At 59.7% G+C, this 25,831-nt stretch carries 21 protein-coding genes; 6 read left to right on the top strand and 15 right to left on the bottom strand.

Features of this window, described 5'->3' with window-relative positions:
- Positions 1–51: 51 nt before the first annotated feature.
- The 3 genes from EKD05_RS03480 to EKD05_RS03470 all read right to left on the bottom strand — a co-directional run bounded on the left by EKD05_RS03480 (position 52) and on the right by EKD05_RS03470 (position 3,942).
- A complete protein-coding gene (locus EKD05_RS03480; RefSeq protein WP_205703854.1) occupies positions 52–1,878 on the bottom strand; it encodes an ABC transporter ATP-binding protein in 1,827 nt (608 codons plus the stop codon).
- Positions 1,879–2,141: 263 nt separating this feature from the next.
- Positions 2,142–3,299 carry a nucleotidyltransferase family protein gene (locus tag EKD05_RS03475; RefSeq protein ID WP_165360565.1) on the bottom strand — a complete coding sequence of 386 codons (1,158 nt, stop codon included), beginning with the start codon at positions 3,297–3,299 and terminating at the stop codon, positions 2,142–2,144.
- A 196-nt stretch (positions 3,300–3,495) separates the two neighbouring features.
- Positions 3,496–3,942, bottom strand: coding sequence for a PqqD family protein (locus tag EKD05_RS03470; RefSeq protein WP_129670916.1), 447 nt, complete (start codon positions 3,940–3,942; stop codon positions 3,496–3,498).
- A 292-nt stretch (positions 3,943–4,234) separates the two neighbouring features.
- Here EKD05_RS03470 and EKD05_RS03465 point away from each other — a divergent pair, with 292 nt between their 5' ends.
- Positions 4,235–4,795, top strand: a complete 561-nt coding sequence (locus EKD05_RS03465) for a hypothetical protein (protein ID WP_129670914.1) — start codon at positions 4,235–4,237, stop codon at positions 4,793–4,795.
- A 16-nt stretch (positions 4,796–4,811) separates the two neighbouring features.
- Here EKD05_RS03465 and EKD05_RS03460 read toward each other — a convergent pair whose 3' ends face one another.
- The gene (locus EKD05_RS03460; RefSeq protein WP_165360564.1) at positions 4,812–6,446 is read right to left on the bottom strand and encodes an MFS transporter; all 1,635 of its coding nucleotides are present in this window, start codon (positions 6,444–6,446) and stop codon (positions 4,812–4,814) included.
- Between the two features lie 194 nt (positions 6,447–6,640).
- On the opposite strand from EKD05_RS03460, the gene dnaX reads away from it, so the two are divergent.
- Complete coding sequence (gene dnaX, locus EKD05_RS03455) at positions 6,641–8,485, top strand: DNA polymerase III subunit gamma/tau (protein WP_129670910.1); 1,845 nt, start codon at positions 6,641–6,643, stop codon at positions 8,483–8,485.
- 46 nt (positions 8,486–8,531) lie between these two features.
- On the opposite strand, the gene EKD05_RS03450 is transcribed toward dnaX, so the two are convergent.
- On the bottom strand, positions 8,532–9,713 hold the full coding sequence (locus EKD05_RS03450; RefSeq protein ID WP_165360563.1) for a GGDEF domain-containing protein: 1,182 nt from the start codon (positions 9,711–9,713) through the stop codon (positions 8,532–8,534).
- 274 nt (positions 9,714–9,987) lie between these two features.
- Here EKD05_RS03450 and EKD05_RS03445 point away from each other — a divergent pair, with 274 nt between their 5' ends.
- Positions 9,988–10,749, top strand: coding sequence for a glucose 1-dehydrogenase (locus tag EKD05_RS03445; RefSeq protein WP_129670906.1), 762 nt, complete (start codon positions 9,988–9,990; stop codon positions 10,747–10,749).
- Between the two features lie 92 nt (positions 10,750–10,841).
- Here EKD05_RS03445 and EKD05_RS03440 read toward each other — a convergent pair whose 3' ends face one another.
- From EKD05_RS03440 to EKD05_RS03420, 5 genes are all read right to left on the bottom strand, one after another.
- Positions 10,842–11,672 carry an ABC transporter permease gene (locus tag EKD05_RS03440; RefSeq protein WP_129670905.1) on the bottom strand — a complete coding sequence of 277 codons (831 nt, stop codon included), beginning with the start codon at positions 11,670–11,672 and terminating at the stop codon, positions 10,842–10,844.
- Positions 11,669–12,454, bottom strand: coding sequence for a phosphonate ABC transporter, permease protein PhnE (gene phnE, locus EKD05_RS03435; protein ID WP_129670904.1), 786 nt, complete (start codon positions 12,452–12,454; stop codon positions 11,669–11,671). The genes EKD05_RS03440 and phnE overlap by 4 nt, the downstream gene beginning before the upstream one ends.
- A complete protein-coding gene (gene phnC, locus EKD05_RS03430) occupies positions 12,444–13,232 on the bottom strand; it encodes a phosphonate ABC transporter ATP-binding protein (protein ID WP_129670903.1) in 789 nt (262 codons plus the stop codon). The genes phnE and phnC overlap by 11 nt, the downstream gene beginning before the upstream one ends.
- A 78-nt stretch (positions 13,233–13,310) precedes the next feature.
- Complete coding sequence (locus EKD05_RS03425; protein WP_129670902.1) at positions 13,311–14,387, bottom strand: phosphate/phosphite/phosphonate ABC transporter substrate-binding protein; 1,077 nt, start codon at positions 14,385–14,387, stop codon at positions 13,311–13,313.
- Between the two features lie 136 nt (positions 14,388–14,523).
- Entirely contained in the window at positions 14,524–15,174 is a 651-nt protein-coding gene (locus EKD05_RS03420; protein ID WP_129670901.1) for an acetyltransferase, read from the bottom strand.
- A gap of 178 nt (positions 15,175–15,352) precedes the next feature.
- On the opposite strand from EKD05_RS03420, the gene EKD05_RS03415 reads away from it, so the two are divergent.
- From EKD05_RS03415 to EKD05_RS03405, 3 genes are all read left to right on the top strand, one after another.
- A complete protein-coding gene (locus EKD05_RS03415) occupies positions 15,353–19,024 on the top strand; it encodes a protein kinase (RefSeq protein ID WP_129670900.1) in 3,672 nt (1,223 codons plus the stop codon).
- Between the two features lie 13 nt (positions 19,025–19,037).
- Positions 19,038–20,138 (top strand): 4-hydroxyphenylpyruvate dioxygenase, encoded by a 1,101-nt coding sequence (gene hppD / locus EKD05_RS03410; RefSeq protein WP_129670899.1) that lies wholly within the window; start codon positions 19,038–19,040, stop codon positions 20,136–20,138.
- 123 nt (positions 20,139–20,261) lie between these two features.
- Positions 20,262–21,314, top strand: coding sequence for a response regulator transcription factor (locus EKD05_RS03405; RefSeq protein ID WP_129670898.1), 1,053 nt, complete (start codon positions 20,262–20,264; stop codon positions 21,312–21,314).
- Positions 21,315–21,503: 189 nt separating this feature from the next.
- On the opposite strand, the gene EKD05_RS03400 is transcribed toward EKD05_RS03405, so the two are convergent.
- The 5 genes from EKD05_RS03400 to EKD05_RS03380 form a co-directional block, all read right to left on the bottom strand.
- A complete protein-coding gene (locus EKD05_RS03400) occupies positions 21,504–21,764 on the bottom strand; it encodes a hypothetical protein (RefSeq protein WP_129670897.1) in 261 nt (86 codons plus the stop codon).
- Positions 21,765–21,821: 57 nt separating this feature from the next.
- On the bottom strand, positions 21,822–22,544 hold the full coding sequence (locus EKD05_RS03395; RefSeq protein WP_129670896.1) for an anti-sigma factor: 723 nt from the start codon (positions 22,542–22,544) through the stop codon (positions 21,822–21,824).
- A 77-nt stretch (positions 22,545–22,621) separates the two neighbouring features.
- Positions 22,622–23,224, bottom strand: a complete 603-nt coding sequence (locus EKD05_RS03390) for a sigma-70 family RNA polymerase sigma factor (RefSeq protein WP_129670895.1) — start codon at positions 23,222–23,224, stop codon at positions 22,622–22,624.
- 170 nt (positions 23,225–23,394) lie between these two features.
- Positions 23,395–24,732, bottom strand: coding sequence for an MATE family efflux transporter (locus tag EKD05_RS03385; protein WP_240695612.1), 1,338 nt, complete (start codon positions 24,730–24,732; stop codon positions 23,395–23,397).
- A gap of 75 nt (positions 24,733–24,807) precedes the next feature.
- Entirely contained in the window at positions 24,808–25,788 is a 981-nt protein-coding gene (locus EKD05_RS03380) for a 2-dehydropantoate 2-reductase (protein WP_129670894.1), read from the bottom strand.
- Positions 25,789–25,831: the final 43 nt, after the last annotated feature.

Genomic DNA, 25,831 nt, shown 5'->3' with positions numbered 1-25,831 from the left:
TGCGCCTCCCCGCCTCTGCGCCTCTGCGTTAAAACCCTCCGCGCCTCTGCGTCAAACCCCCTCCGCCGACACCTCCCGCATCTGCATATTCCACGAGCTCGCATAGTGCCCGCCCAGCGCCACAAGTTCGCTATGTGTCCCCGCTTCGATCACTCGCCCGCCGACCATCACATGGATGATGTCGGCCTGCATCGCGGTGGTGAAGCGGTGCGTAATGATCAGGGCGGTACGCCCGGCAATCAAATCCCGAAAGCGTGCCATCCACGCATGCTCGGCCCAGCTATCCATTGCGCTGGTTGGTTCATCAAGGATCACCAGGTCGGCCTGGCGTACAAAGGCCCGCGCCAACGCAAGGCGCTGCCATTCGCCGATGCTCAATTCGGTGTACCCAAACCAGCGCCCTAGGATCGTTGCGTACCCCTCGGGTAGCTTGTCAATGATCTCGGCGGCCCCGCCTGCCCGTGCCGCTGCCTCGATCTCCGCTTGCGTAGGCGCGCTCCCCATGTCACCAAAACGGATATTGTCGCCTGCCGTGTCGTGGTATGGGAAGGGCTGTTGAAAAAGGACACTGATTCGTCGGCGTAGCTCGTCCTGGGCGAGTTCGCGCAAGTCAACGCCATCCCAGGTAATCCGACCCTCCTGCGGATCATAAAAACGGCAGAGCAATTTGATCAAGGTGCTCTTGCCCGCCCCGTTCTCCCCCACAATCGCTACAATCTGACCCGCCGGGATCGTCAGGTTGAACTGCTCCAGCGCGTTTCGCTCGCTATCCTCATAGCGAAAAGTCACCTCTTCCATCCGAATGCCTTCACCTAAACCTGGTGCCAGCGTCGTTGGTACCGCCGGATCGACGATCTGAGGCTCGAGTTCGAGAAAGGTGAAGAGATCTTCCAGGAAGAGCAGGTTGCGATAGATGTCGCCGACCCCGGTGAGCAAGCTGCGCATCAGACGGAGACCCTGGTTCATGGCTTGCCAGAACATCGCTAGGTCGCCCAGGTTAAAGCGCCCGCGCATCGTTTGCAAGCCCATCCAACCGAGGGCACCTGCTAGGGCCATTAGGCCAACGAGTGATGCGCCAATCTGGGCCAGCATCTGCTGCCGCGCTAGCCCTAGGCGTTCTTCATGCAATCGCCGACTCAGTTGATCGTACGACTGCTTGAAATAATCACCCAGCCCAAAGATGCGCAACTCCATCGCCGCATTCACCAGCGTCACCACCCGCTGAAAGTAGCTCAACCGACGCTGATGCATCGTATTCTTCTGCCGCCAGCGATGAAAGATCCAGGTCGAGCGTAGCGCTACCCAGAGCGCCGGCAATGTCCCCCCCAGCAAAACCAGCGGCATCCACCATGCAAAGATGAAGAGCACGCCGCCCATCGCAACCAGGGTGATCGTGTTCTGCAACAGGCCATTGATGTTTTCCAGCAACGCCAATGGACGATCAATCGCATCCACACTTGCCCGTTGCAACTGGTCATAGTAGGTCGGCGACTCGTAGAAATGGAGATCGAGGCTGAGCGCTTTGCCGTGGATCAGGTGATTCATATGATCGCGCGTCCGTTGGGCTAGCAACATGCGCACATACTCCTGCACACTGCCCAGCAATTCCCCGGTCACCAGCACCAACCCCATCAGCACAAAGATTGGCACCACCGCCTGGATCGCCTCAGACGTGCCGCCACGCTCTACTACTGCGACCAGGCCATTGACCAGTTCACGCGTCAGATAGACCGTCACCACCGGCAGCACGCCCTGGATCACCAGCAACACCGTCGAAGCGATCGTCCAGCCCCGCGCCGCCTGCCAGACGAGGCGCAAGGCCTGGGGCACATAGCGCACCTGCCGCATCTGACTGCGCACACTGAGCAACCGCTTCAAACGCTGATCCTGTACAGGCCTGATCCGATGTCGGTGCATATTCGCTGAATTCCTGCCATTATGATCATCTTCGTAACCATCCCCGCGCCTGTGCCGGTAGAGGTGCCGTGTTTGCACCGACACACCGGTGGGCGCAGCAGCCATGGGGTGGCGTTTTTGCGCCGGGGGTGCCAGGTGCTGCTGCGCCCCTACGGGACGTCCGTGGCCGGGTTATCGTGGTATCCTCAGGCGGGGGTGCGGGGGAACCGGGTTCCCCCGCCTCCCTACACTTTGCCCTGCAACACCCCAAGCGTATGCTGCAACCGCGTTCGCAGATCACTCGACCCATACCGCCGATGGATCCAGCTAACCTCAGGCCAGAGTGCTCCGTGCAGTAGTCGGAACGTATCACCTGGTCGGTCGATCAAGGTCAACTGGTAGAGGAGGCGCCGTGGCGAAGCGGAAAGATCGTAGCCTTCGATGATGCGTTGTGCATCAATAAAGTGCGTCACCAATTTGTAGCGGTGTACCGGCAGTGGCAAGAGTGCTAGCCCCGACAAGATCGCGGGAACACGGTAGATCTCAGCGACAAGGGCGAAGACGAGGCTGACCGCTGTTGCCAACCCCCAAGCCTGCACCCGTTGCGCAACGGTAGCCCAGTCAAGCCTCTGCTGCGCCAGCAAGGCTACATCAAGCAGCGAGCGCAGGGCATTGCCCGAGAGTTGATGATTGATCGCGGCATGCACCGCCAGTTGGATCAACGCATCTTCGTGGGCAAGCCGGTAGACCGGATGGCCGAGTAGATCGATCGGCTCAATCCTTTCGCGTACGCCCGCCCGATCGACCGACGAGGCCCAGCGCAGCCACTCGCCCGCAAAGACGCCCCAATGCAACTCGATCAGCCCGTGCCCTGGCGCATCGCTATAAAACTGGATCTCGCCATCACGCTCGCGCTGCAACGCCAACGGACGCCGCGACTTCGAGCGCTGCTGATAGCCCAGCCCCTCCATTGCTTGCCATGCACGCGGAACCTCATCGTCAGCAATCCAGAGATCAATATCCCCCATCGGGCGACAACCCGGCTCAGGATAGAGCGTGTGTGCGACCAAGGCCCCTTTGTAGACGACCGGTTGCACCCCGACTGCGCCGAGGGCACGCAAGACTCGGTGCAACTCAGCCTGATGAACAAGGCCTCGCACCGCCGCTGTACGCTGGATCTGGCTCAATTGCGCCTGCACCCTCTCGGGCACACAGCCGATCAGCGAGGGCTGTTTGAGGCGCCAGGCGAGCATGCCAACCAGGTTATGCCGGGTCGCCGCAGCGAGCAATGCCGACCAGTCCTCGGGCGTCAGGGACTCCAGTGATGCCACAACGTGGCGATCATCCTCTTGCGGAACCAACCAAGCGGGCCAGGTCAAACCGGGGTTTAAGCTACGTTGCACAATAAGGCTCCGTTGAGCGAGTGATGTTTGAAACTTCTCGACACCTCCGAGTTGCGCATCACATCCCGATGCACACGGCCTCTTTCCTCTTTCCTCTTTCCTCTTTCCTCTTTCCTAGCTCCTAGCTCCTAGCTCCTACCTCCTACCTCCTAGCTCCTACCCCCTACCTCCTACCTCCTACCTCCTACCTCCTACCTCAAGGCCGCTTTGGCGCTGGCTGTGGCCAGCCAGTTTCCGCATCAACTTCATGGATTGGGTCAAGCAAGAGCAGATCGGCCATATCGGTATATTTCTCAAGCAGAGGAGAAGTGAAGGTTTCATCAGGTGGGAGATCGATCAATAAAGGGGGCAAGGCCTCAGGCGGGTTCACGGCGGGAACAACCAGTTGCTCAGCAAGCAATTGATCAAGGAACGTATCTACCTCACCTGCAACCGTTTCTGCCGACATACCATAGACCTCACTGAGCAAGGTTCCAATCGCCTGCGCATCATTGCCATGCAGCAGCGCCGCCCAGATCACCCCGGCACTATCACGCATACTATAGTATGCACCGCTGTCGAGATTAACGACAATCGCCTCACCGTCAACGATTTCACTAATGACTGCTGGCTGATTCAGACGTAAATGTGGATGCTTTTTCATGATATTTCTCCTGTGGGGGCACAGCGGCGCCGTGCCCCTACGGCGGCGCCGTGCCCGGCCCGCCCGCCCCGTAGGGGCACGGCGGCGCCGTGCCCGGCCCGCGCCGTTGCGCCCGGCCCGCGCCGCCGTGCCCCACGCTCCGCCCTTCCGACATAGGCAACGTGCGCACGTAGCGCAGGTGCCAGCATCAGACCAGACGGGGTCTTGATCAAATTATTGACTGCAATGTGATCCAACGTGCCCCAATATAACATATAATTTATGCGTGCGATCTGTCTAATGCGAGGTGATCATGGCCGAGCCGCAACTCTATACCGCAGTGCTCTCGCTCAATGCGATTTATGAACTTTTTGAGGAACCCGAGATTGATCCGTTCGCCGGCGATGGCCCCTTCGAGGCGGGCATCGAGACGATCATTGTCGATCTCGAGGCCCGCCCGCTTATGGATCCCTGCGCACTCAGGATCAGATTGCCCGCTGACCAGATCACGCCAACGCTTGAAGCCGAGACCAAGCAGGCGCTTGAACGCTATTGCCGCTGGAATATCCAGCGCCTTGAACGCTCACTCGTGGCGCTGCGCCGCGATGGGCAACGCGCTGTGCTCTATGGTCTGGCGATCCTCGTTACAAGCCTCTTGCTCGCCACCCTCTTCGCTGGTCTCTCCGAGACGGCTACAAGTCTCTGGGTCGAACGCCTTTTTTATATTCTCAGCGACAGTTTCATTATTATCGGCTGGGTCTCCCTCTGGCGACCAGCCGAAATTCTGCTCTATGATCACTGGCCCTTTCGCCATGATATTCTGACTTATGAAAAAATCGCCGTCGCGGACGTGAAAATTGAACCAAAAGACTAATGATTTCCTGCTAGGTTCACATTAGTTCAGCCAGATCCTCCGCCTCAAGGGCGCGTCCCTTGATGTTGCGCGCCCAGCGGCTTAGCCAGATCCAGGCGATCAACCCTGTCACCAGGCAGACCAGAGCGGCAGTAATGAGCGCCGAAGCAATGCCGACCGCAAAGGCTTCGCGGTAAAATTCGAGCAGGCCGAGTTGGATGATGGCTTCGGGGGCCTCTTCGTCAATGATGACCCCACTCCACAAGACCTCATTCAAGATCGCGAGTGCTTGCTCTTGTTGCTCGCTCGCGACCCCTAGGGCTTCGAGCCGCCGCTGAAAATCAAGCAAACCCGTCAGTTGCGCCGCTGTCGTCAGGATGACACCGGCTAGGCCCCCGCCAACCAACCCTGCGGCTTTGCTGATGCCTGAGCTCGCCCCTACCAGATCGGGCGGTAAGACGCTGAGGTAGATGTTGTTCCACGAGGTTGAGGCCAGAAAAAAGCCGACGCCAAAGAGCCCCATGATCGGGATGAGCAAGATGTAAGGCAACCCTGGGCGTGCCAGGGCGGTGAGCAAGATGGCGGCTGCCATGCACAGAAGCCCGGTTGCGACTACGAGATACCCCGGTTTGTCGCGTGCAAAGCGATCAACCTGCCGCAGGGCGAGGATCGGCACGAGTAGGATCGGGCTGAGCATCATGCCGCTGACGATGGCCGAGTTTTGCTGGACGGTGGCAAAGAAGCCGTAGAGTTGCAGGATGTATCCGCTCAGCGCAAAGCTCAGCGTGGCCGAGATGAGCAGCATCAACGAGAGAAATTGCCGCGAAACCCGGTTGGATCGCCCGCGCAGCCCTCGGTAGAGCGAGCGCTGTGACCAGACGAGCATCACCCACGTGCCAAGTCCGCTGATCAGCAACGCGCTGAGCGTGATCGGGTTGAAGAGCGAGCCAAGCGCACGACTGACCCCTATCGCAAAGATCAGCGCTAAAAAGACGAGTGTCCACGAGGCGGCGACGATCGCTTCGGTTCGCCCAAACCCGCCCCTGGCGCGGCTCTCGGGTAGGTAGCGCCAGGCAAGCCAGAGGCCGATGCTGCCAATCACGGTCGGGATGATCAGCGTCGCCCGCAGGCCAACCCAGTCGTTGATCAAGAGGGCGAGCAGGCTTGCGAGCGTGCCCAAACCCGTTGCCGCCGTGTAGATCAAAAAGGCCCGTGGCCGGGCCGGGCCGGTGAAGATCAGCCGGATGATCCCGACGGTGAGCGGGAAGGCGAGGGCTCCCATCACGCCGGTGATGGTGCGCGTTACCAGCAGCATTGGGGCATTCGTTGTGAACGCGGTTAGCAGGTTGCCAAGTAAAAAGCCGCCCGCCCCCAACAAAAAGATCCGCCGTCGCCCCAGCAGATCCCCCAGCACCCCACCGATTAACTGGAAGGCAACAAAGAGCACCACCCCGATATTGGTGATGATGCGCAACCAGGCCCACTCGGTCGTAAACGCTTCTGCAGGCGTATCAAAGACGAGCATCAACAGCTGCGGCTCAGCCGTCTGCGCAAAGGCTACCAGACAACACGCCGCCAGAATCCACCAGCGTCGCCGATCATCAGCAGCGACTTTGATCCCCGTCTCATCCTCTAGATTGCGCCTGACACGATCGATCTGCTGGTTTTGCATAGGCTGCTGGGCCTCCAGCCCCCACCTTCCTCGTGTAGTGTGCGAAAACCTGCGGCTGCAGCCCTCGCTGATACGTTCGAGGCCGCACGGCCTCGAACGTATCATAACATACCCCCTACGCCCAAACGTGCGAAGCGCTCTATGGTATACTGGCTCTACCTTCTGGTAGTCGCTCACCTACTCTCTGGATGCTTATGGCCGCTCAGTCACTCTATCGTAAGTGGCGCTCGCAAACCTTCGATGAACTCGTGGGGCAAGAACACGTGGTGCAGACGCTCCGCAATGCGCTTGTTGAGGAGCGGGTTGCCCATGCCTATCTTTTTACCGGGCCGCGTGGCGTCGGCAAGACGAGCATGGCTCGTTTGCTCTCGAAGGCGGTCAATTGCCTTGCGCCTGAGCCGGCCCTCCGTCCGTGTGGTCAGTGCCATGCATGTGTGTCGATTGCCGAGGGGCGTGCGGTTGATGTGATCGAGATGGACGCTGCCTCCAATACGTCGGTTGAGGACGCACGCGAGTTGATCGAGCGGGTGCAGTTTCGCCCCGCCGAGTTGCGCACCAAGGTCTATACGATCGATGAGTGCCATATGCTCTCGACCGCGGCATTTAATGCGCTGCTCAAGACGCTTGAGGAGCCGCCCGACCACGCGATCTTTATCCTGGCAACCACCGAGGTGCATAAGGTTCCCGCGACGATCCTGTCGCGCTGTCAGCGTTTCACCTTTACCCGCCACGGCATTGCCAGTACCGCCGCCCATCTCCGCCGCGTCGCCGAGGCCGAGGCGCTTGCGCTCGAAGAAGGCGTGCCCGAGGCGATTGCCCGCGCCTCTACCGGCAGTATGCGTGATGCGCTCGGGGTGCTCGAGCAACTGGCGTCGTTCACCACTGGCACCATCGGGCTCGCTGAGGTGCATAGTCTGCTGGGCATGACCTCGGCCGCCGAGGTCTATGCGCTGATCGAGGCGTTGCTCGATGCTTCCATGGCCGAGGCGCTGCGGGCGATCAATGGGGTCGCCGACCAGGGGGCCGATCTGCGCCAATTTGCCCGCGATCTGGTGGAGCGCCTGCGGGCGTTGCTTCTTCTGCTCGCCTCGGGTGATCAGGCGCTCGCCGATGTTGGCGCTGATGAGGTGCAGTTGCTCGCCTCCTGGGCACCGCGCGCAGATATCCCGCGTCTGTTGCACTGGATCAAACTTTTCAGTGGCCTCGATTATCAGTTGCGCACAACGCCCTACGGTCACCTGCCGCTCGAACTGGCCGTTGTGGAAGCGCTCGTGACGCCTGCCGTCGCTGCGACCCCTGCTCCGCCCCGCGCTACGGCAACTCCGTCGGCCCCGCGTGCGACGCCTCCCCCGGCTCGGCCACGCCCGGCCGCGCCGCCCCTCGATGCGCCGCCTCCAGCCCCACGCCCTGCGCCACCGCGCCACGAGGCCCCGTCGCACCATGTGACGCCACCTGTCGAGCAGCCACCGCCTCTGTCTGTGGTTGCCGCAGCCGAGCATGGGGAAGCTTCTGCCCAGGCACTCCCGCAAGCAGTCCCAGCACAACATGCGGCCCCCGATGAGATCCCGCACGAAAGTACGCGCACCGAGTCTGATCCTCCGCCCACGGCCCCTCGTCCAGCGCGTGCGCCGCGTTCACCGGATGAGGCGGCAGCAGCCAATGCCGATTTCAGCGTGCTCGAACAGATCGAGCATGCCTGGGAAGAGATCAAACGTGACGTGCGCCCCAAGAGCCCCACGGTGCAGGCGCTGTTGCATAGCGTGCGCCCGGTTGATGTCGAAGGCTCAACGATTGTCTTGCTCGCGTCGTCGGCCTTTCACAAAGAGAATCTCGAGAAAATCGCCAATCGGCGCCTTGTCGAAGACGTCATTAGCCGCCAACTCGGTGGCACCTATGCGATCCGTTGTACCATCGAGGCGCGTGCCGAGGTCCAAGATCTGCGGGGAAAAATCCGCGAAGCGCGCAAAGATGACCTTGTGCGGGCCGCGATGAACATCTTTGAAGCGCACATTGTTGACATTGAAACCGACGAGGGCTGACCTAGCGCCTTCGACTACCTTTTCACATGCGGCAGTATCGTCGGGCTTACTCGCCCTGCCAGATCGTTACCCGGTTGCGCCCAGCGCGTTTCGCTTGGTACATGGCCTGATCCGCTTTGCTGATCAGTTCTTCGACATTGTTTCCGTGATCAGGATAGGTTGCGATGCCAAAGGAGATCGTTAACATCACCGTTCCGTGTTCGGATTGGGTGCAAAGGGCTGCAGACGCTTGCCTGATTTCCTCCGCACGTTTCGCCGCATTGTCCGGTGTGGTATTGAAAAGGACAAGAAGGAATTCTTCGCCCCCATACCGACAGGCAATATCCGATCCACGGACGTATTTTTGAAGGAGACTGGCAACTGATACCAAGACGGTATCACCGACTTGATGCCCATGGGTGTCGTTGATTATTTTGAAGTGGTCAATATCGGCGACGATGATGCTCAACCGGGTCTGCTCACGCTCAGTTCGCACAAGTTCCCGCGCCAGGATTTCGTTCAAATAGCGGCGGTTGTGCAGACCAGTCAGCGGATCGCTTAGGGATTGCGCACGGAGTTCGGCCTGGAGGTGTTCAATTTCATGCACATAGCGGCGTAAATCGTCGTTCGCGGCTTCCAGCAATTGCTCATTCCGCTCGCGCTTGGTCACTTCCTGCTCGGCACGCGTCAGGGCCTGTTGGGTGTTTTGGTACGCAAGATAGGTTAACCCACCCGTAATCCCTGTGGTGATGGTGAGGACAAGCCAGTGGATCAGACCAACCGTGTACACGGGTGGAGGCATCATGTTCGCATGTTGGGCCAGAATTAAGCCGATGATGGCAAGTGAGGTTGCGATCGTTGCGAGCACAAATCCCCGCAGTTCAAATAGGATACTTGACATAACCACCCACAACAAAAAGAGAGAGGTTGCGGGGGTGCGAATGGTGCCATCACTGATAATTGTAATGATAATAAAAAGAAACCCAAAAATCAAAGCTGAACACGCAACGAAGGTAACGCTACCACGAGAAAGCCTGGAGCGCAGATAGAATATTATGACCATGATGATAATATCAATAACAAAATTTCTTATTGGTGTTTGCGGATCTGAAAAATTAGCAAAAAACGTCATGACAATAAGAAATAAAGCAGCGATCATCATCATGTTCAGGAGATTGGCTCGGTGCGTTCGCTGGAGATCGCCTTCAAAGACGGGAGGCGCGAACCACTGTTTGAGGCGAGCTACCATACTGTAAGTCCTGTGGTGGCAGAATGAACGTATCATTGCCACTATACCACTGTAAGGCATGTTTCAAACGGCCAAGCAAGCATACCCCATGCTGAAACATGCCCAACGGTTTTTATACGGAAGATGCAATCGCCCTATACTGAGCGTAGCTATAGCAGTCCTAACAGGCTTGTGTCTACGGAGTGCCGGCTTTAGCCGGCTAAAGCCGGCACTCCTGTTTACAATCCAAACAGGACTGCTATATGTTCGACAGAAGAGGAGCAAGGAGATTCTCATGAGTAGTTTTCACGACAAAGCCGTGCTGATCACTGGGGGCGGAGGCGGGATTGGGCGGGCGACCGCGCTCGCGTTTGCCGAGGCTGGGGCGCGCCTGATGCTTGGTGACCTCGATCGTGCGGCGGCGGAAGAGACAGCTCGCTTGGTGATGGAGGCGGGAGGTGAGGCGCACGTGTTTCAGTGCGATGTCGCCGATCCCGTACCGGTCGAGGCGCTTGTGCAAGCGACCCTGGAGCGGCTAGGTCGCCTCGATTGCGCCGTGAACAATGCGGGCATCGAGGCGTCGCAAGAGGGGTTGGCGCGTTTGCCGCTGGCGACCTGGGAACGGACGCTGGCCGTCAATCTGAGTGGGGTCTTCTATTGTATGCGGGCGGAGATCACTGCGATGCGCGCCAGTGGGGGTGGCGCTATCGTGAATATGGCTTCGGCCCTGGGGTTGGTTGGTTTCGCCGGCGCGGCGGCCTATGTGGCGGCCAAGCACGGCGTGATCGGCCTGACGAAGACGGCGGCGCTTGAATACGCCACCCGCGGCATTCGGGTCAACGCCGTTTGCCCTGGCTTCATCGCCACCCCCATGCTCGATCGTGCCGGCGTCACGACTAACCCTGAGCGCGAGGCCATGATCGCCGAATTGCATGCGATGCGCCGGCTGGGTCGCCCCGAAGAGATCGCCGGCGCGGTGCTCTATCTCTGCTCAGATGCGGCCTCGTTTGTCACGGGCGAAGCGCTGGTGGTGGATGGCGGGTATACGGCGCGTTGAGGTGATGGCGGAGCCATTCCCCGTCGCTGTGAGCGTGGGCAACGTTCAACAGCATCTGGTTGCTGTTGACCAGCGAGACCAGACCGCGCTGCTCACACGCGTGCCCCTAAGCCACCCTTCAGCCGAGTGGCGAACCACTCCAACGCGATTGCGAAGATCAGCACGGCATACGTGAAGGCCCCAAGCTCGCGCAGGTCAAGGTAGAAAGTGCTGGCCATAAACATATCGAAGCCGATCCCGCCCGCACCCGCCACCGCCCCCATCGCAATCGCCGTCGAGAAGTTAATCTCGAAGCGCACGAACGTCCACGAGAGCAGCGCACTTGCCGAGGTTGGCACCACCGCCTGAAAGATGGTCTGCCACCAACTTGCCCCACTGGCCCGTAGCGCCTCAAGCACGCCCGCATCAAGCTCCTCGAACGACTCGGCGTAGGCTTTGATCAGGTAACCAACTGAGTGGAACGTCATGCCGACCACGGCGGCCACACTGCCCAGGCCCGCCGCAACCGCAAAGAAGAGCACCCAGAGCACCGTGGGCACCGCACGGATAAAGGCTGTCCCCCCGGTGATCAGGTTGTTCAGCCAGCGCGGGGCCAGGTTGCGCGCCGCCCCGAGGGCCAGGAAGAAGGCGATTACCGCCCCGAAGATTGTGGTCAGCAGTCCCATCGCTACCGTGATCGAGAGGGCATAGAGCATCTCGCCCAAGCTCACGTTTTTCAGGCGCGGCTCGAAGAAGAGGGTGCGGAAGCTCTCCAGCGTCTTGGCGATGCCCTCGATGGGGCTGATCCCGCGACTATCGAAAGTCGCCAGGTGGTAGAGCGTCAGCAGAAGCAGCCCGATTAGCGTGGCCTGAATGATAAGATTAGCTTTGTTGCGCGGACGTACGCGGATGCGCTGCGCTACTGGACGGGTATTTGTCGTCACAGGATGCTCCTTCGGATCGTATTCGAGAGCGCCTCGATCAGGAGGACGGTAATCACGATGACAAAGACCACCAGGCCGGCTGCGCCATAGTTGAAGCTCTTGAAGTAGAGGTCGAAAGCGAACCCAATCCCGGTGCCGGTGAGAATGCCGATCAGCGTAGCGCTGCGGATATTGGTCTCGATCATATAGAGCACCCAGCTGATCAGCTGGGGCAGACAGGCCGGGATCACGCTCTGGCTGATCGTCGCCATGTAACTGGCCCCACTCGCGCGCAAGGCCTCAACCGGCTCGGTGCCAACTTCATCAATCGTCTCGATCATCACGCGAACGATGAAACCGAAGGTGACAAAGAAGAGCGCAAAGAAACCGGTATAGCCGCTCTGACCAAATGAGAAGAGCAGCACGAGTGCCCAGACCGAGACATCCACGTTGCGGAAGATGCTCGCAATCGCCCGTGTTGGTATGCTGAACCAGGGATGCGGGCGGGTCGTATTCGCCCCCAGCACCGCCACCACCAGCCCCAACGCCGAGGCGACCGTTGCCGATGAAATCGAGACCAGCACCGTCTCCTGGAGCCGCTCGAGGATGCGCGGCAGACGGCGCATGGCGGACTCGTCGGGAATAAAGTTACTGGCACCCCAGATGAAGGCGCGTGGAATCGCCGCGAGCCCAGCCACCGGGTCGAAGGCGGTCAGCACCATCGAACCATAGGTTAGGGCGATCAGCACACCGAAGAAGATCAGGCGCTGGTTGCGGCGCTGACGAAAAACATCATACTGCATACTGCTGCTCACTCAGGTCGAGGATCAGATCGCCAGCTTCAGAGCCGTAGATCTGATGGATCTGCTCGCTACTCAGCCGGTCGGGTGCGCCATCGTAGACGATGGTGCCGCCCTTGACCCCGATGATGCGTTCGGCATAACGCAGCGCCACATCCACCTGGTGCAGGTTGACCAGCACGGTAATGCCCATCTCACGGTTGATCTCGCGCAAGGTGTCCATAATAATCTTGGCTGCGTTCGGGTCAAGCGAAGCGATCGGCTCATCGCAGAGCAAGAGCTTGGGCTGCTGAATCAGGGCGCGAGCGATCCCGACCCGCTGTTTCTGACCCCCACTGAGCTGGTCACAGCGTTTGTAGATCTGCTCGCCGAGGCCCAGACTCTCGATGATCCGCACCGCCTCACGCTTCTCTTCTTCGCTGTAGATCCCAAGGACGCCCTGCACCAACCCTTTGTAGCCGAGTCGCCCGTGCAACACATTTTCGATCACGCTCAGACGGTTGACCAGATTGTAGTGTTGGAAGATCATCCCGATCTGGGTACGGTGGCGGCGCAACGCTGTACCACGCAAACCTGGCACACTGACCCCATCGAAGCGCAGTTCGCCGCTCGAAATATCAATCAGCCGATTGATGCAGCGTAGCAAGGTGGATTTCCCCGCTCCCGAGCGCCCAATGATCGCCGCGAACTCGCCTGCTTCCATGGTGAACGAAACCTGATCGAGCGCCAGAGTCTCCGTCCCATACCGCTTGACCAGTGACTCAACCTCTAGTAGGGCCATGCGTAGCTCCATCTCCATGTATAAAAACAAATGTAAAAATATGCCAGGGGCGGCACATACGCCGCCCCTGGCATATCCCTAACGCATCGCCCGGATCGGGTCAAAGAATGAGTCAGGCACGACCAGGAAGCGCTCGGCATCGGTCTTGCGGAAGAAAGGCCGGAACCCGGCGTCAATCACGGCCTGGGTGGCGAAGATCTTGTCGTTATTCGCAACTTCGTCGGAGGTCAATACCTCCTGAAGCTTCTGGATCTCTTCGGCCGTCAGCATGCTGCTGTTGGCGACGAACGGTGCGTTGAGCACTGGCACCGCAGCGATCAGCACAAACTCGGCCCCGGGAAACTGGTTGAAAGGCTCGTCGGCATCGTCGTTGACCCGGTAGACTGCGCCGACCTGATTTTCGGTGCCCTCGACCAGCGAGACATAGTTGCTAACACAGGTATCGCAGAACGCAGCCACATCGACCCGGTCAGTAATCAGGTTCACGGCCGAGCCCTGGTGCGAGCCGCCGAACTGCACATCGGCAAAGAAGTTATTCGGGCCACCCTCGAGCAGATCCTCGGTCTCGAGATTCTGCCACTCTGGCTTTTCCCCAAAGTAGGTGACAATATTGGAAGACGGCACCCGGAAGCCCGAGGTTGAGCTATTCGAGACAAACGAGAAGCGCTTGCCCTGGATATTCTCGATAGAAAAACCGTCGCCATCGCGGTACTGATCCTCTTCACCGCGGGGCACGGCCAGCCAGCTATAATAGACGGCACTCTCGACCGAGCCATTGGAACCGCTCGGGATGACCAGCGGAATAACACTGCTATTCCGCTCGTTGGCCTGCACATAGCCCTCGGCACCAAACCAGGCCAGGTGGGCGGTGTTGTTGGCAACCGCCTCAATGGCAATAATATAATCAGTGGTGGTACGATGCTCAACTGGGCGACCAAGAGTGTCGCTGATCAGCGTCCCAAAGGCATCACGAGCATCTTTCAGATCGGCACCGGACTCATTGGGATACCAGGCCATCACAAGTGGGCCAGTCGCAGCAGCAGGGGCGGTGGGGGCCGCAGCCGGGGCATTACCACCCGTTGTGGTAGCCGCCGGAGCCTGCGCACACCCCGCCAGGGCCATCACGAGCACGAGCAAACCAAGGAACACACGCATAGCTTCCTCCAAGGCATAGACATCTGTTTATTCCCACAGTGGAACAGACAGAGTGTACCTGGCTTCTGTTATGCCGACCTTAAGTTTGTGTTTGCTGTTGATTAACCGTTTGCTATGTTTTCGTAGGAGTACCCTGCTAGCTGTAGCGTTCAATGAACCGCTCAACGTCGCGGAGGTCATCGAAACGGGCTTCGAGTGTTGCGCGATCCCAATCCCACCAGGCGATCGCGAGCAACCGCGCCGCGATCATCTCGGGAAAACGTCGCCGGATGGGCCGAGCCGGGACGCCTCCCACGATCATGTACGCTTCGACATCGCGGCTCACCACCGCACCTGCGCCAATCACGGCCCCGATGCCAACGGTGACCCCCGGCAAGATGATCGCACCGTGACCAATCCAGACATCGTGGCCAACCAGGCAGTGATGCGCCCGCCGCCAAGCGAAGAAGTCGGCATCATCGCGCTCGGCAAAACCGTACTGGGCACGCCGGTAGGTCAAATGATGCTGAGTCACCCGCTCGACCGGGTGGTTGCCAGGATTGATCCGCACATGCGAGGCGATCGAGCAGAAGCGCCCAATCGTCGCATAGATAATCTGGTTGTCGCCCGCACAGTAGCTATAGTCGCCAAATTCGCTCTCAACCAATTCACTCTCCGGCCCAATCTCAGTCCAACTGCCGAGACGACAAGCCCGTATGCGGGCGCTCGGGTGAATGCTCGGGCGTTCACTCAGCTGCGGTTCAACTAGCGCCGCCGGTCGTTCGGGAAACTGCTCAATCGTATGCATAGCCAGGCTCCTGCTGCTTTCTAGTGTCCCCATATAATATCTCGATTCCGAGTCCCCACGCGCAAACTTGGATGGCCATTTTGGCAATGCACCGCCGCTTCAGATGACGCGCATGGGCTGCTGCGCCCCTACTTCGTGCTACAATAGGAGCTGATAACGTATATTCAAGGGTGTTCCTATGCTCGAGCCCGGCTCTCTCATTTTGCAACGCTATCAGCTGGTGCGCCTGATTGGGCGTGGCGGGATGGGTGCAGTCTATGAGGCGCTTGACCGACGGCTCCGCAATACGGTCGCGCTCAAGCAGATGCTTGGCGATAATGCTGAGAATGCCGAGGCGTTTGAGCACGAGGCGCAGATCCTTGCTGGCCTCCGCCATACTGCGCTGCCCAAGGTGATTGACTATTTCCGCGATCCTGCCGGGCTTTTTCTGGTGATGGAGTTTTTTCCGGGCGCGGATCTCGCGGCGCTGCTTGCCCGCCGCGGTGAGCCTTTTCCCCTTGATGAGGTGCTCGGCTGGGCTGATCAGTTGCTCCGTGCGCTCGAATATCTCCATTCCCGTCAGCCGCCGGTGCTCCACCGCGATATTAAGCCTCAGAATATTAAGTTGACCCCCGAAGCTCAAGTGGTGTTGCTCGATTTTGGCCTGGCAAAACGATCCGCCCCCGGACGCTCAGCTAGCCTGTTTGGGTATACGTTGCAGTATGCGCCGCTCGAGCAGATCGAGGCGTCGGGCACCGATCCGCGCTCGGATCTCTATGCGTTTGGGGCGACGCTGTATCATCTGTTGACGAATCGCCCGCCGCCAAGTGCGCTGACCCGCGCTGATGCGTTGCTTGGCGGCCACGACGATCCGCTTGTTCCTGCCCATCACGTTAATGCGGCTGTGTCGCTCGAAGTCGCCCAGTTTTTGGCCCAACTGGTTGCTGTTCACCGCGAAGAACGTTTTGCCTCGGCGACGATGGCGCGGAGGCATCTGCGCGAGCTTGCGTCGCAGGCGACCCATACGGTCATAATTGCCGGCTCTTCTTCGGCGCAGGCGATGCCCGGTCTCCCCGAGGCTTCGCCAGATCAGGGGCAACCAATTAGCGTTGGTTGGCAACAGGTGCGCGACGCGGCGAATGCCCAGGCCGAGCCTGCGCTCCGTGAGTTGATCGGGACGCCCCGCCGCCCTGGGCCGTATCTCCCCGAGCTCTATGTGCCTCGTGAGGCGATCGAGGCGGAACTGACCTCGTTCCTTGCTGAGTCTGTCGGTGCGTTGCTGATCCTCGGTGATGCCGGTGTTGGCAAGACCTGTTTGCTGGCCGATTGGGCGGTAGCGCTGCGCAAGGCTGGCGATGCGGTGCTCTTCTATCGCTGTGGTGGCTCGCTTGGCCCTGAACTTGACCGCGAGTTGGCGCGTGATCTCGGACGCGACCATGTTGATTTGGTGCTCCACGATCTTAGCCAGATTGCGCACCTGGCCCAGGTTGCACAACGTCGCCTCGTGCTTATTTTTGATGCGCTGAATGAGTATCGCGGCGATGGAACCGTCGGCCCCGAAGGGTTGCTCAAGCAGATTGATAGTCTCGTTGGCCGTGTCGCTGGGCTGTGGCTCAGGGTGGTCGTCAGTTGCAATACGGCGACCTGGGGGCAATTGGAACGTGCTGGTGCGACGCGCCTCTTCTGGAGCGCCTATTATCATGATGCCGATGGAAATCATGCGCTCTATCCCGGTCTCTTTTCCGAAGCCGAGTTGACTGCGGCGTATGCCCGTTATCAGGCTTTTTTTCAGTTGCAGACGCCCTTCGATCGACTGCCCCCGGCGCTCTGCGAGCGGCTGGCGCGCCCGTTGATGTTGCGCCTCGTCGCCGAAAGTTCGCGTGGTGGCCCGGTGGCGTTTGCGGCGCGTGGCTTGCATCTGGGCCTCTTTCGGCGCTTCTATGATGAACGGGTGCGCCAGCGCCGCGACCAGCTTTTTGTCGAAGAACTCGCCGAGCAATTGTTGCGTCAGGGCCAGACGGCGCTGCCCCTGCGCGACCTCGCTCGCAACGAGTTGCTCCGCGAGGCCTTGCTCAGCGATGAGCCCGACTCGACCTATATCCGCCTGCTTGATGATGGCATTCTGACCGAATTGAGTGGCGATCTGTTTGCCGGCGAGATGGTGAGTTTTGCTTATGCCGAGCTGGGCGCATATGTGCTCGCCAGGCACCTGCTGCGCAATCCCGCGACGCGCACCAGTTTGCCGACGCTGCTCAATGGCTTGATGGAGCGGGCGCGCAGCTTTCCGCTCGCCTTTGATATTGCCCGCACAACCCTGCTGATCGCCGGGCAGCCCGAGACCTTCGCGGCGCTGGCGCAGTCTTCCGATATCGAGTTGCGTGAACTGGTCGTCCAGAGTCTCGTTGAACTCTATGCCGACGAGCCCGCCCGCGGCCTCGAGTTGATGAAGCGGCTCTGCGAGCATGAGGCCGACGAGAGCCGGCGCACCGCGCTCAAGGCGGCCTACTACATCGGCCCGCAGGCGCGTGACCTCTTTCTCTGGGCGGCCAGTCGGGGCAGCACCGCCCTGCGGCGCGTGGCGCGTGATACGCTCTATCTGACCTGGCATTCCGATCCTGGGTTTACCTATGATCTGCTGCGCGAACTGGTCGCCCGCGTCAGGCCAGCGGCGATCCGTGATCTGCGCAATATTATCGAATTCTTCTTTGAACTCTCGGTGGTCATCTATATCAACCATCCTGAACGTGAGGATGTTCGCGATACGACCGTCGAACTCTATTATGAACTGGCCCGTCAGCGCTTGCATCTCGATCTGCTCAATACCGGGATGTTTGGCAAGACGATTGAAGATCTTATTTTTCAGGCGGTTGCTAGTGCTTTTTCACAGCCGATTCTCGATACGATGCTGCTGACTGAAGTGGTGCCGGTTGAGGAGTTTTTTGCGATTCCCAAGGAGCGGCGCTCGTTGCTGGTGACGGTTGCCCCGCTCTTTGATCCTGCGACGCCACTCCAACGCTATCAGCATGAACTCGAACTGCTACTGCAGGCCGAGAATGTCTTTTTCAACCTGGTGGCGATTGCTCAACTTGCCATTCACGCGACGACCGATTTTCGCTCGACCGAGACCTTTATCCGCACGCTCTATACCCGGCTCCCCGGTGAGGGGCGACTCTGGCTGTTGCTCAGTTTCTGTGTGCTGCTGCCGACGACGCCGCCGACCTGGACGCCACTGATCGAGTGGTTGACCGAGCAACTCTTTCGCGATCACCCCGATCTGGTCTACGGCGAAACGCCGGGCATCCTGCAGCGCCTCGAGGATCTGCTGCTTTTGCCGCTCGGCCTGGCCTATGGCAAAGTCGGCCAGACGATGCCCCTGATCGAGTTGATGCTCCAGGATGGCCTGCTCCGCGACGATGCCCGGCAGGTCAACCGCGTTGTCGCCGGTCTCGCCGCCGTTGGTTTCTACTACCCCGAGCCGGTGCTCCGCTTGCTCGGCAATGTCCTGACCGCCAGTGAGCACAACCTGCCTGCGACCCTGATTCATACCCTGGCGACCTTGCGCACGCTCCACCTTGATGCAGCCGATGTCTTTATGGCGCAGCACAGTCTGAGTGACGACTTCCAACGGCAGGTCGTCGCTGCGACCGATACCGAACTCGTGCGCCGCTATATTTATTGGCTCGGGCTCTACAATCAAGTTGTGCATTCGTGCTGTTACTACCCCAAAATGCGCCGCCAGATGGCGATGGCCGCGATGGAGATGCTGACTCAGGCTCAGGCACCGCAGGAGTTTATTGGCACCTATACCGCTACCGTGTTCCGGATGCTGCGCGAAGCTGGCTTCAAGCTCTCTGAGTGGACGACGATCTGAAGGAGGCCCATCTATGTTTACGCACGAGGTTGAGCAGACGCTTGACGGCATTGATTATCTCGAATTTTATGTAAGCAATGCCCGTCAGGCGGCTCATTTTTATCGCAGCATCCTCGGGTTACTCCCCGTGGCTTATGCTGGTCTCGAAACTGGTGTGCGCGATCGCTGCTCGTATGTGGTGGCTCGCGAGGGCGTGCGCCTGGTCTTGACGGCACCGTTGTTGCCTGATCACCCGATCGGGGCCTTTGTGGCGCGTCACGGCGATGGCGTCAAGGATATTGCGCTGCGGGTTCCTGATGCCACGGCTGCTTACCAGGCTGCCTTAGGGGCTGGTGCCGTCGGTCTGCTCGAACCGACGGTCTATGAAGATCAGCACGGGCAGATCATCAAGGCCACGATTGCCGCGTATGGCGATGTTGTGCATAGTTTCATTGAACGCAAAGCCTACACCGGCCCCTTTATGCCTGGGTTCACGGCGCTGACGCCACCAGGAGCAGACCTCGATACGGGCATTGTGGGCATTGACCATATTGTTGCCAACGTCGAAACGGGGATGATGGATCGCTGGGTTGCGTACTATCGCGACGTGCTTGGCTTTCGCCAGTTGCACCATTTTGATGATGAAGCCATCAGCACGGAGTATAGTGCCCTGATGAGCAAAGTGATGCAGAATGGCACCGGGCGCATCAAACTCCCGATCAACGAACCCGCCAAAGGGCGCAAAAAGAGTCAGATTGCCGAATTTCTCGACTACTTTGGTGGCCCAGGGGTGCAGCACATCGCCCTGGAAACCAACGACATCTGCGCCACCGTCGCAACCCTGCGCACCGCCGGGCTGCGCTTTATTACGGTACCCGCGACCTACTATGACGACCTGAATGAACGAGTCGGCCCGCTCGACGAGAATCTCGCGACGTTACGCGAATACAACGTGCTCGTTGACCGCGACGAAGAGGGCTACATGCTCCAGATCTTTAGCCAGCCACTGCAGGATCGGCCCACGCTCTTTGTCGAAGTGATCCAGCGCAAAGGCAGTCGTGGCTTTGGCAAAGGCAATTTCAAGGCGCTCTTCGAGGCGATTGAACGTGAACAAGATCGTCGGGGCAATCTGTAGCTTCTTGGACAAGGATTTAGAAGATAGAAAATAGGAAATAGCCGAAACGCATCAGGAAGCAATGCATGCCTTTGAACTGTAAACTAGCCTGAAACCTTGTCTTCTCGCAGAAAGGACATCCGCGTGGACACAACGAGCCTCACGGTTGTGGGCCAAGTATGCATCGTTAGCGGGGTTGACGAAACAACCCGATGGCTTACCGAACTGTTGTCGAACCAGGGCCACGCTGTGTCGGCAGTAGCTGATCTGGGCATGCTCGCTGAGACCTTGACCGCAACGCCTGATGTCCTGGTCATTGATGCGCGCGCCGATCTGCCGCAGGCTCGGGGGATCCTGGCGATGGCTGAGTCTCGTTCAGTGCTGGAATGTGTGCCGATCCTGCTGTTGGATGAGGAGCCGGCGGCAGCGCTGATCAAGCTCATCGCCGTTGCATCTGGCGATTATCTGGTGGGGCCTTTGTACAGCGAGGCGATAGTGGCGCGGGTGGATCTGGCGTTGCGGCGCGGGGCATATCAGCGGGCTACGCAGCAAGCGTCTAGTTCCTCTCCACAGCCGTCGGAGGCGCCAGCCCATGCGGGTGCTCATCGCCAAGCGTCGGTTCCTGCCGCGCTGTTTCAGCGGGCTATTGAGTACCTGCCCATCGGGGTAATGATTGCCTCGCCGATGAATCAGATTGGCAGCCGTGTCTGGGTCGAGGATCAACTCGCTCGCTATACCCGCTATCAACAGGCCCTTGCCAACGCCTCGCTGACGATGCTCACCGCCGCCCCGGATGCTGCGACGCGATCGACCGCGTTACGTCAGGCTCTCCAGCAACTGCTTGATGGTGCCATCGGCGTTGTCGGCGTACTGTGGGGCCGTCTTTGTCGCTGCCGCCCGCAGTTCACGGATCTCCGTCCGCCGACCACGCCAGGATGCCCGTTCGGCAATCATCACTGCGAAGCCGAGGTGAGCCGGCAGGCGACTCAGCAGATCGAGTTCCTCGGGGGTGTAGCTTGTTCTTGCGCTCATCGTGTTCCTTATGTCGGCTGTGAACCTACGTCTTCTCGACAGCTTTGCGCCTGTAGTAAGGTGTCAGGATGCCTTCCAATGTACGCTCATCGCAGTGCCGACTTATTGGTCTGTAACTTAAGTTTTCTGCCAGCACCGCCGTCAACGAATGCTGATAACGAATAAACGAATATGGGCTGCTCCATGCGCTATTCGGTCATTCGTGGCCCCAATTGGTGGACGGCTGAGGACGCCTAGTGCCTCACGCATGCCTCACCCCGCCGCCTCTGGTCGTACGCGGAACTGGGCCATATACAGATCGTAGTAAAGACCCTTGTGCGCCATCAGTTCCTCATCTCGCCAATCGGCTGGAGGTCATAGAAGTTGAGCGAGAGCGTCTGGATGTGATCGAAGAGCTCGGTACGCAGACGGAAGAGCGCGTCTTGGGCCAGGAACTAACTGGATGTTGCGGTTGCTCTGCCAGGCACAGATCCAGTAGAGACCCGCCGCACCGACGGTGATGAGCGCGATAGTGGCAAGCTCGTCAAGATCGCCCCTGGCACCGATCAGATCCACGGCGCGCCCCATTAGGTAGGGCAGCAGGGCGCTGAGCAGCACCGAGGTGATAAGCAGCACAAAAACCGGCTATGCCGGTTTTTGTACGCCTGCAAGCAAGAGTTTTAGGGTGTTCGCCTACCCATAACGCCGTCGCCAGACCACATACCAACCTACCGCGCCCCCCATCAGCAAGATGCCTACCCCAAGCAAAACTTGTGCTGCCACCGGCGAACGTCCACCCTCAGCAGGTTGCGCCTCGGCTGAGCGAGCCTCGTTGTTCGGCAGCGCGTCAGCCTCGGGCGCAGGTTCAGCCGCCATCATCGGGGCCATTGGCGCTACTGGGTCAACCCTCGCTTCAGGGGTTGCTGCCGCTCTGGCCGATGCCTCGGTCGGGACGCTTGCGACCTCGGGAGTCTCTAGGCCGCCAGCATACCCTACGCCTGCCTCAGGGCTAGCCTGGGCCTCTTGTTCAATCATCGCACTCATTGGCTCGAACATGGCGGTATCGGCCATCGCTTGGTTGCCCATCCCGAGCAACTGGACACTGGCAAACACGACGAGCAGCAGCCCGACGAGGCCACTGCCAAACTGCATCACCCAGGCGAGCGGCCAGGCAAACCTGGGGCGCACGGTTGTCGCTGGGTCAAGCGTGAACGACCGCGGCGGCACGACCGTTTCAAGCTCGCGCAGACTCGCCACCGTTGCCCGTAATGCTTCAAGCTCGGCTTTAAGTGGCGGCTCACGTTCGAGCCGACGCTCGAGGTTGACCCGCTCGGCCACGGTCAGTTGCTGATCAAGATAGGCCGAGAGCAAGAGCTCATCGTGTTCAGAGAGATTCGCTTTAGATGCGTGATTCATCGTCATGGCTGTCAGGTCATCAACCGGACAGATGGGCACCTCGGGAGATGGTGCAAGGCCAGGGCAAGCTGTATCAGCTAGCTATCATCATCATGACGGAATTGCGCTGGCAGAAGTTCCCCTGCGCGGAGCAGATCGCGCATCCGCGCTCGGGCGCGGCTCAAACGCGATTTGACCGTACCCAGGTTCGTGCTAGTGATCACGGCAATCTCTTCATAGGCCAGCCCTTGAACATCACTGAGGATCAGCACAACGCGCTGATCCTCGGGGAGTTTTGCCATCGCTTGTTGGATTGCGGCCGCCAGTTCATGGCGCAACGCCGTCTCTTCGGGCAACTCACCGGCGTCGGCCAGTTCTAGCACTGGCCCGCCCTCTTCGCTCTGCGTAGCCGCTTCCAGCGAGATGCTCGGGCGGCGTTTCTGGGTGCGCAGCACATCGTAACAGGCATTCGTCGCAATGCGCAGCAACCACGAACGAAAAAACCCGCCACGGAACTGGTTGAGCTTGCGGTACGCGGTGATGAAGGTCTCCTGGGTTACGTCAGCAGCAGCCTCAGCTTCGCCAAGCATCCGGTAACAGAGGTTGAAGACACGGCGCTCGTAGAGCCGCACAAGCTGATTGTACGCCTCGGCATCACCTCGTTGACTGGCTTGCACCAGCCGCTGCTCTTCATGCTCCATAACACCAGATCGACTGCTCGCGGGCGCATTTCCGGCCCGTATTATACCAGAGTTACCCTGTGAGGCTGTCTGAAAAGGGTGTCAGCATCGTTCGCCACCACGTGGAGTGCCGGCTTTAGCCGGCTAAAGCCGGCACTCCGGAGTAACCCGTCGACGTTTCAGACAGCCTCTCAGGCTTCCCATGCCCTCACCACGCTGCGCCACGCCCGCCACAGCAAGTAGGTTTCGATTGGCCCGCTGATTAAAAAGGCCCCCCAGACAATCCAGAGCGCAGGTACGAAGAGGACGCCAATAAAGGCGATGACAACGGCGAGCCAGTTGATGATACCGGTGATGATCAGCGGCGTACGTGTGTCGCCGGTTCCCCGTAACGCGCCAGCATAGACAAAGGTTGCTGCCCAGAGTGGTTGGGCCAGGGCGACGGCAATGATCGCTGCGGTGCCGTGCGCGACAAGATCCGGATCGTCGTTGAAGAGCCGGATCAGTGGGCCGGCAAAGAAGATGAAGATCAGGCCCAGGGCGCTCATCCAGAGCACCGCCCAGCGCAAGGCGACCCTGGTATATGCCTGTGCTTCATCCATCCTGCCCCTTCCAACAGCCTGCCCCACCAGGGCGGTTGCCGCCAACCCAAACCCGAGCCCCGGCAAAAAAGAGAGCGAGAGAATGTTGAAGGTGATGCGGTGCGCCGCCAGATCGATGGTGCCGAGCATTGCCACAATCGGGGTCAACGCTGCCAGCGCGGTGATCACCAGCACCTCTTCGAGCGCCGCAGGGAGCCCAATGTGCATCACCGACCCAAACGCCGTGCGCTCAGGACGCCAACTCCCTGCGCCACCTATCTTTACCCCGTTGCGCCCTCGGACAAGCACCAGCACAAGGAGTATCGCCCCCATCCCTCGCGATAACACGGTGCCCCAGGCACTCCCCACCGCCCCGAGCTCTGGCATCCCCAGGTGCCCATAGATCAGCGCCCAGGACAAAATGAGATTCACCAGGTTCGCCATGGCCGTGATCTGCATAGGGGTCTGCGCATCGCCAGCCCCACGCAGCACGGCACTCGCCAGCAACATGATCGTCAGCGTCGCAAGCGCACCCATCGTGACCATCAGATACTCGGTACCAATCGCCGCAACCTCTGGTTCAAGCCCAAAGAATCCCATCAGCACGGGACTCAGGGCAAGACCGAGCAGCGAGAGTGGCACCGCAATCACCACGCTCCAGATCAGCGTCTGGCGGGCAATGCAGCTTGCTTCAACCAGGTTGCCTGCGCCAACGGCCTGGGCCACCAGCACCGACGCCCCAACAGCCAGGGCGCTCATGGCGGCCAGCAGGACAAACACCACCTGCAGCGACGCCCCGACCCCGGCGAGCGCTGCCACGCCGAGACCGGCCACCAGCAGCGTATCCACGACACCCATCAAAGTCTGGAGCAGGTTTTCGCCAATAACCGGCACAGCGAGGTCAAAGACCCGCCGCCGAATTCCTTTTTGTTCACGTGAAACAATCACAAAGTTGCTTACTAGTCTCTAACGTACATGAAAAACGTTGCGCCGTTGCGCCTTTGCGTCACATCATCAGACTCCTTACCTGGTGATGACGACCTGCTCAAGCAGCTTCACATTCGCATAGACTGCATCAATGTGCGGCGTCGGCGTGTCGGTCAGGCGGCCAAGTTCAGCGACTGCCCCCACCAGCGCATCAATCTCGGTGCGCCGCCCGGCCTCGATATCCTGCAACATCGAGGTCTTGTGGGCACCGATATCTTCGGCCATCTTGATGCGCCGTTCGATCGAAACTGGGAAACGGATGCCGAGGGTTTCCGCCACGGTCTGGGCTTCGGCCATCATGCGCTCGGCGAGCGTGCGGGCAAGCGGATCGGCAATAATGCGATCAACCGTCGCCCGCGTCAACGCACTGATCGGATTAAATGAGAGATTGCCCCAGAGTTTCAACCAGAGTTCGTTGCGAATATCGGGGCGCGGCGGCGCCTTGAGGCCAGCCTCGGTCATCAGGCGCGACAGGCGGATGACCCGTTCGCTCCGCTCGCCATTTGGCTCACCAAGCGTAAAGCGATTGCCCTCGATATGTCGGATCACCCCGGGGCGCGTGATTTCGGCGGCAGGGTAGACGACACAGCCAATCACCCGCTCGATCTCGGTGGCGGCAGCGATGACGCCCCCCGGATCAACCGTCGCGATCCGGCGGCCTTCGTATGGCCCACCGTGCTGCTGAAAATACCACCACGGAATGCCATTTTGCGCATAGACGACCGCCGTATCTGGCCCATAGAGCACGCGCATCGGTTCGACCAACCCCGCGAGACTCTGGGCCTTCACAGCAACAATAACATAATCTTGCGCCCCTGCCGCACGCATATCATCAGTCGCCAGCACCGGGTGAGCCACCTCGCGCCTGCCATCATCATAGGTCAACGCCAACCCATCGCGCTGGATCGCCGCCAGATGCGCCCCTCGCGCAATTAGCGTCACCTCGGCTCCCGCCAGCGCTAATTTGACCCCCAGCAGACCACCAATCGCCCCCGCGCCCACAATGCATATACGCATACGCAAACCTCCTTCCACGCTACCTGGCACCCCATCCTACCAC

The organism is Candidatus Chloroploca sp. Khr17 (genome assembly GCF_004138165.1).
Classification (GTDB): Bacteria; Chloroflexota; Chloroflexia; order Chloroflexales; family Chloroflexaceae; genus Chloroploca.
The sequence above is the reverse complement of the archived record's forward strand: the minus strand, read 5'-3'. Positions and strand labels throughout refer to the sequence as shown.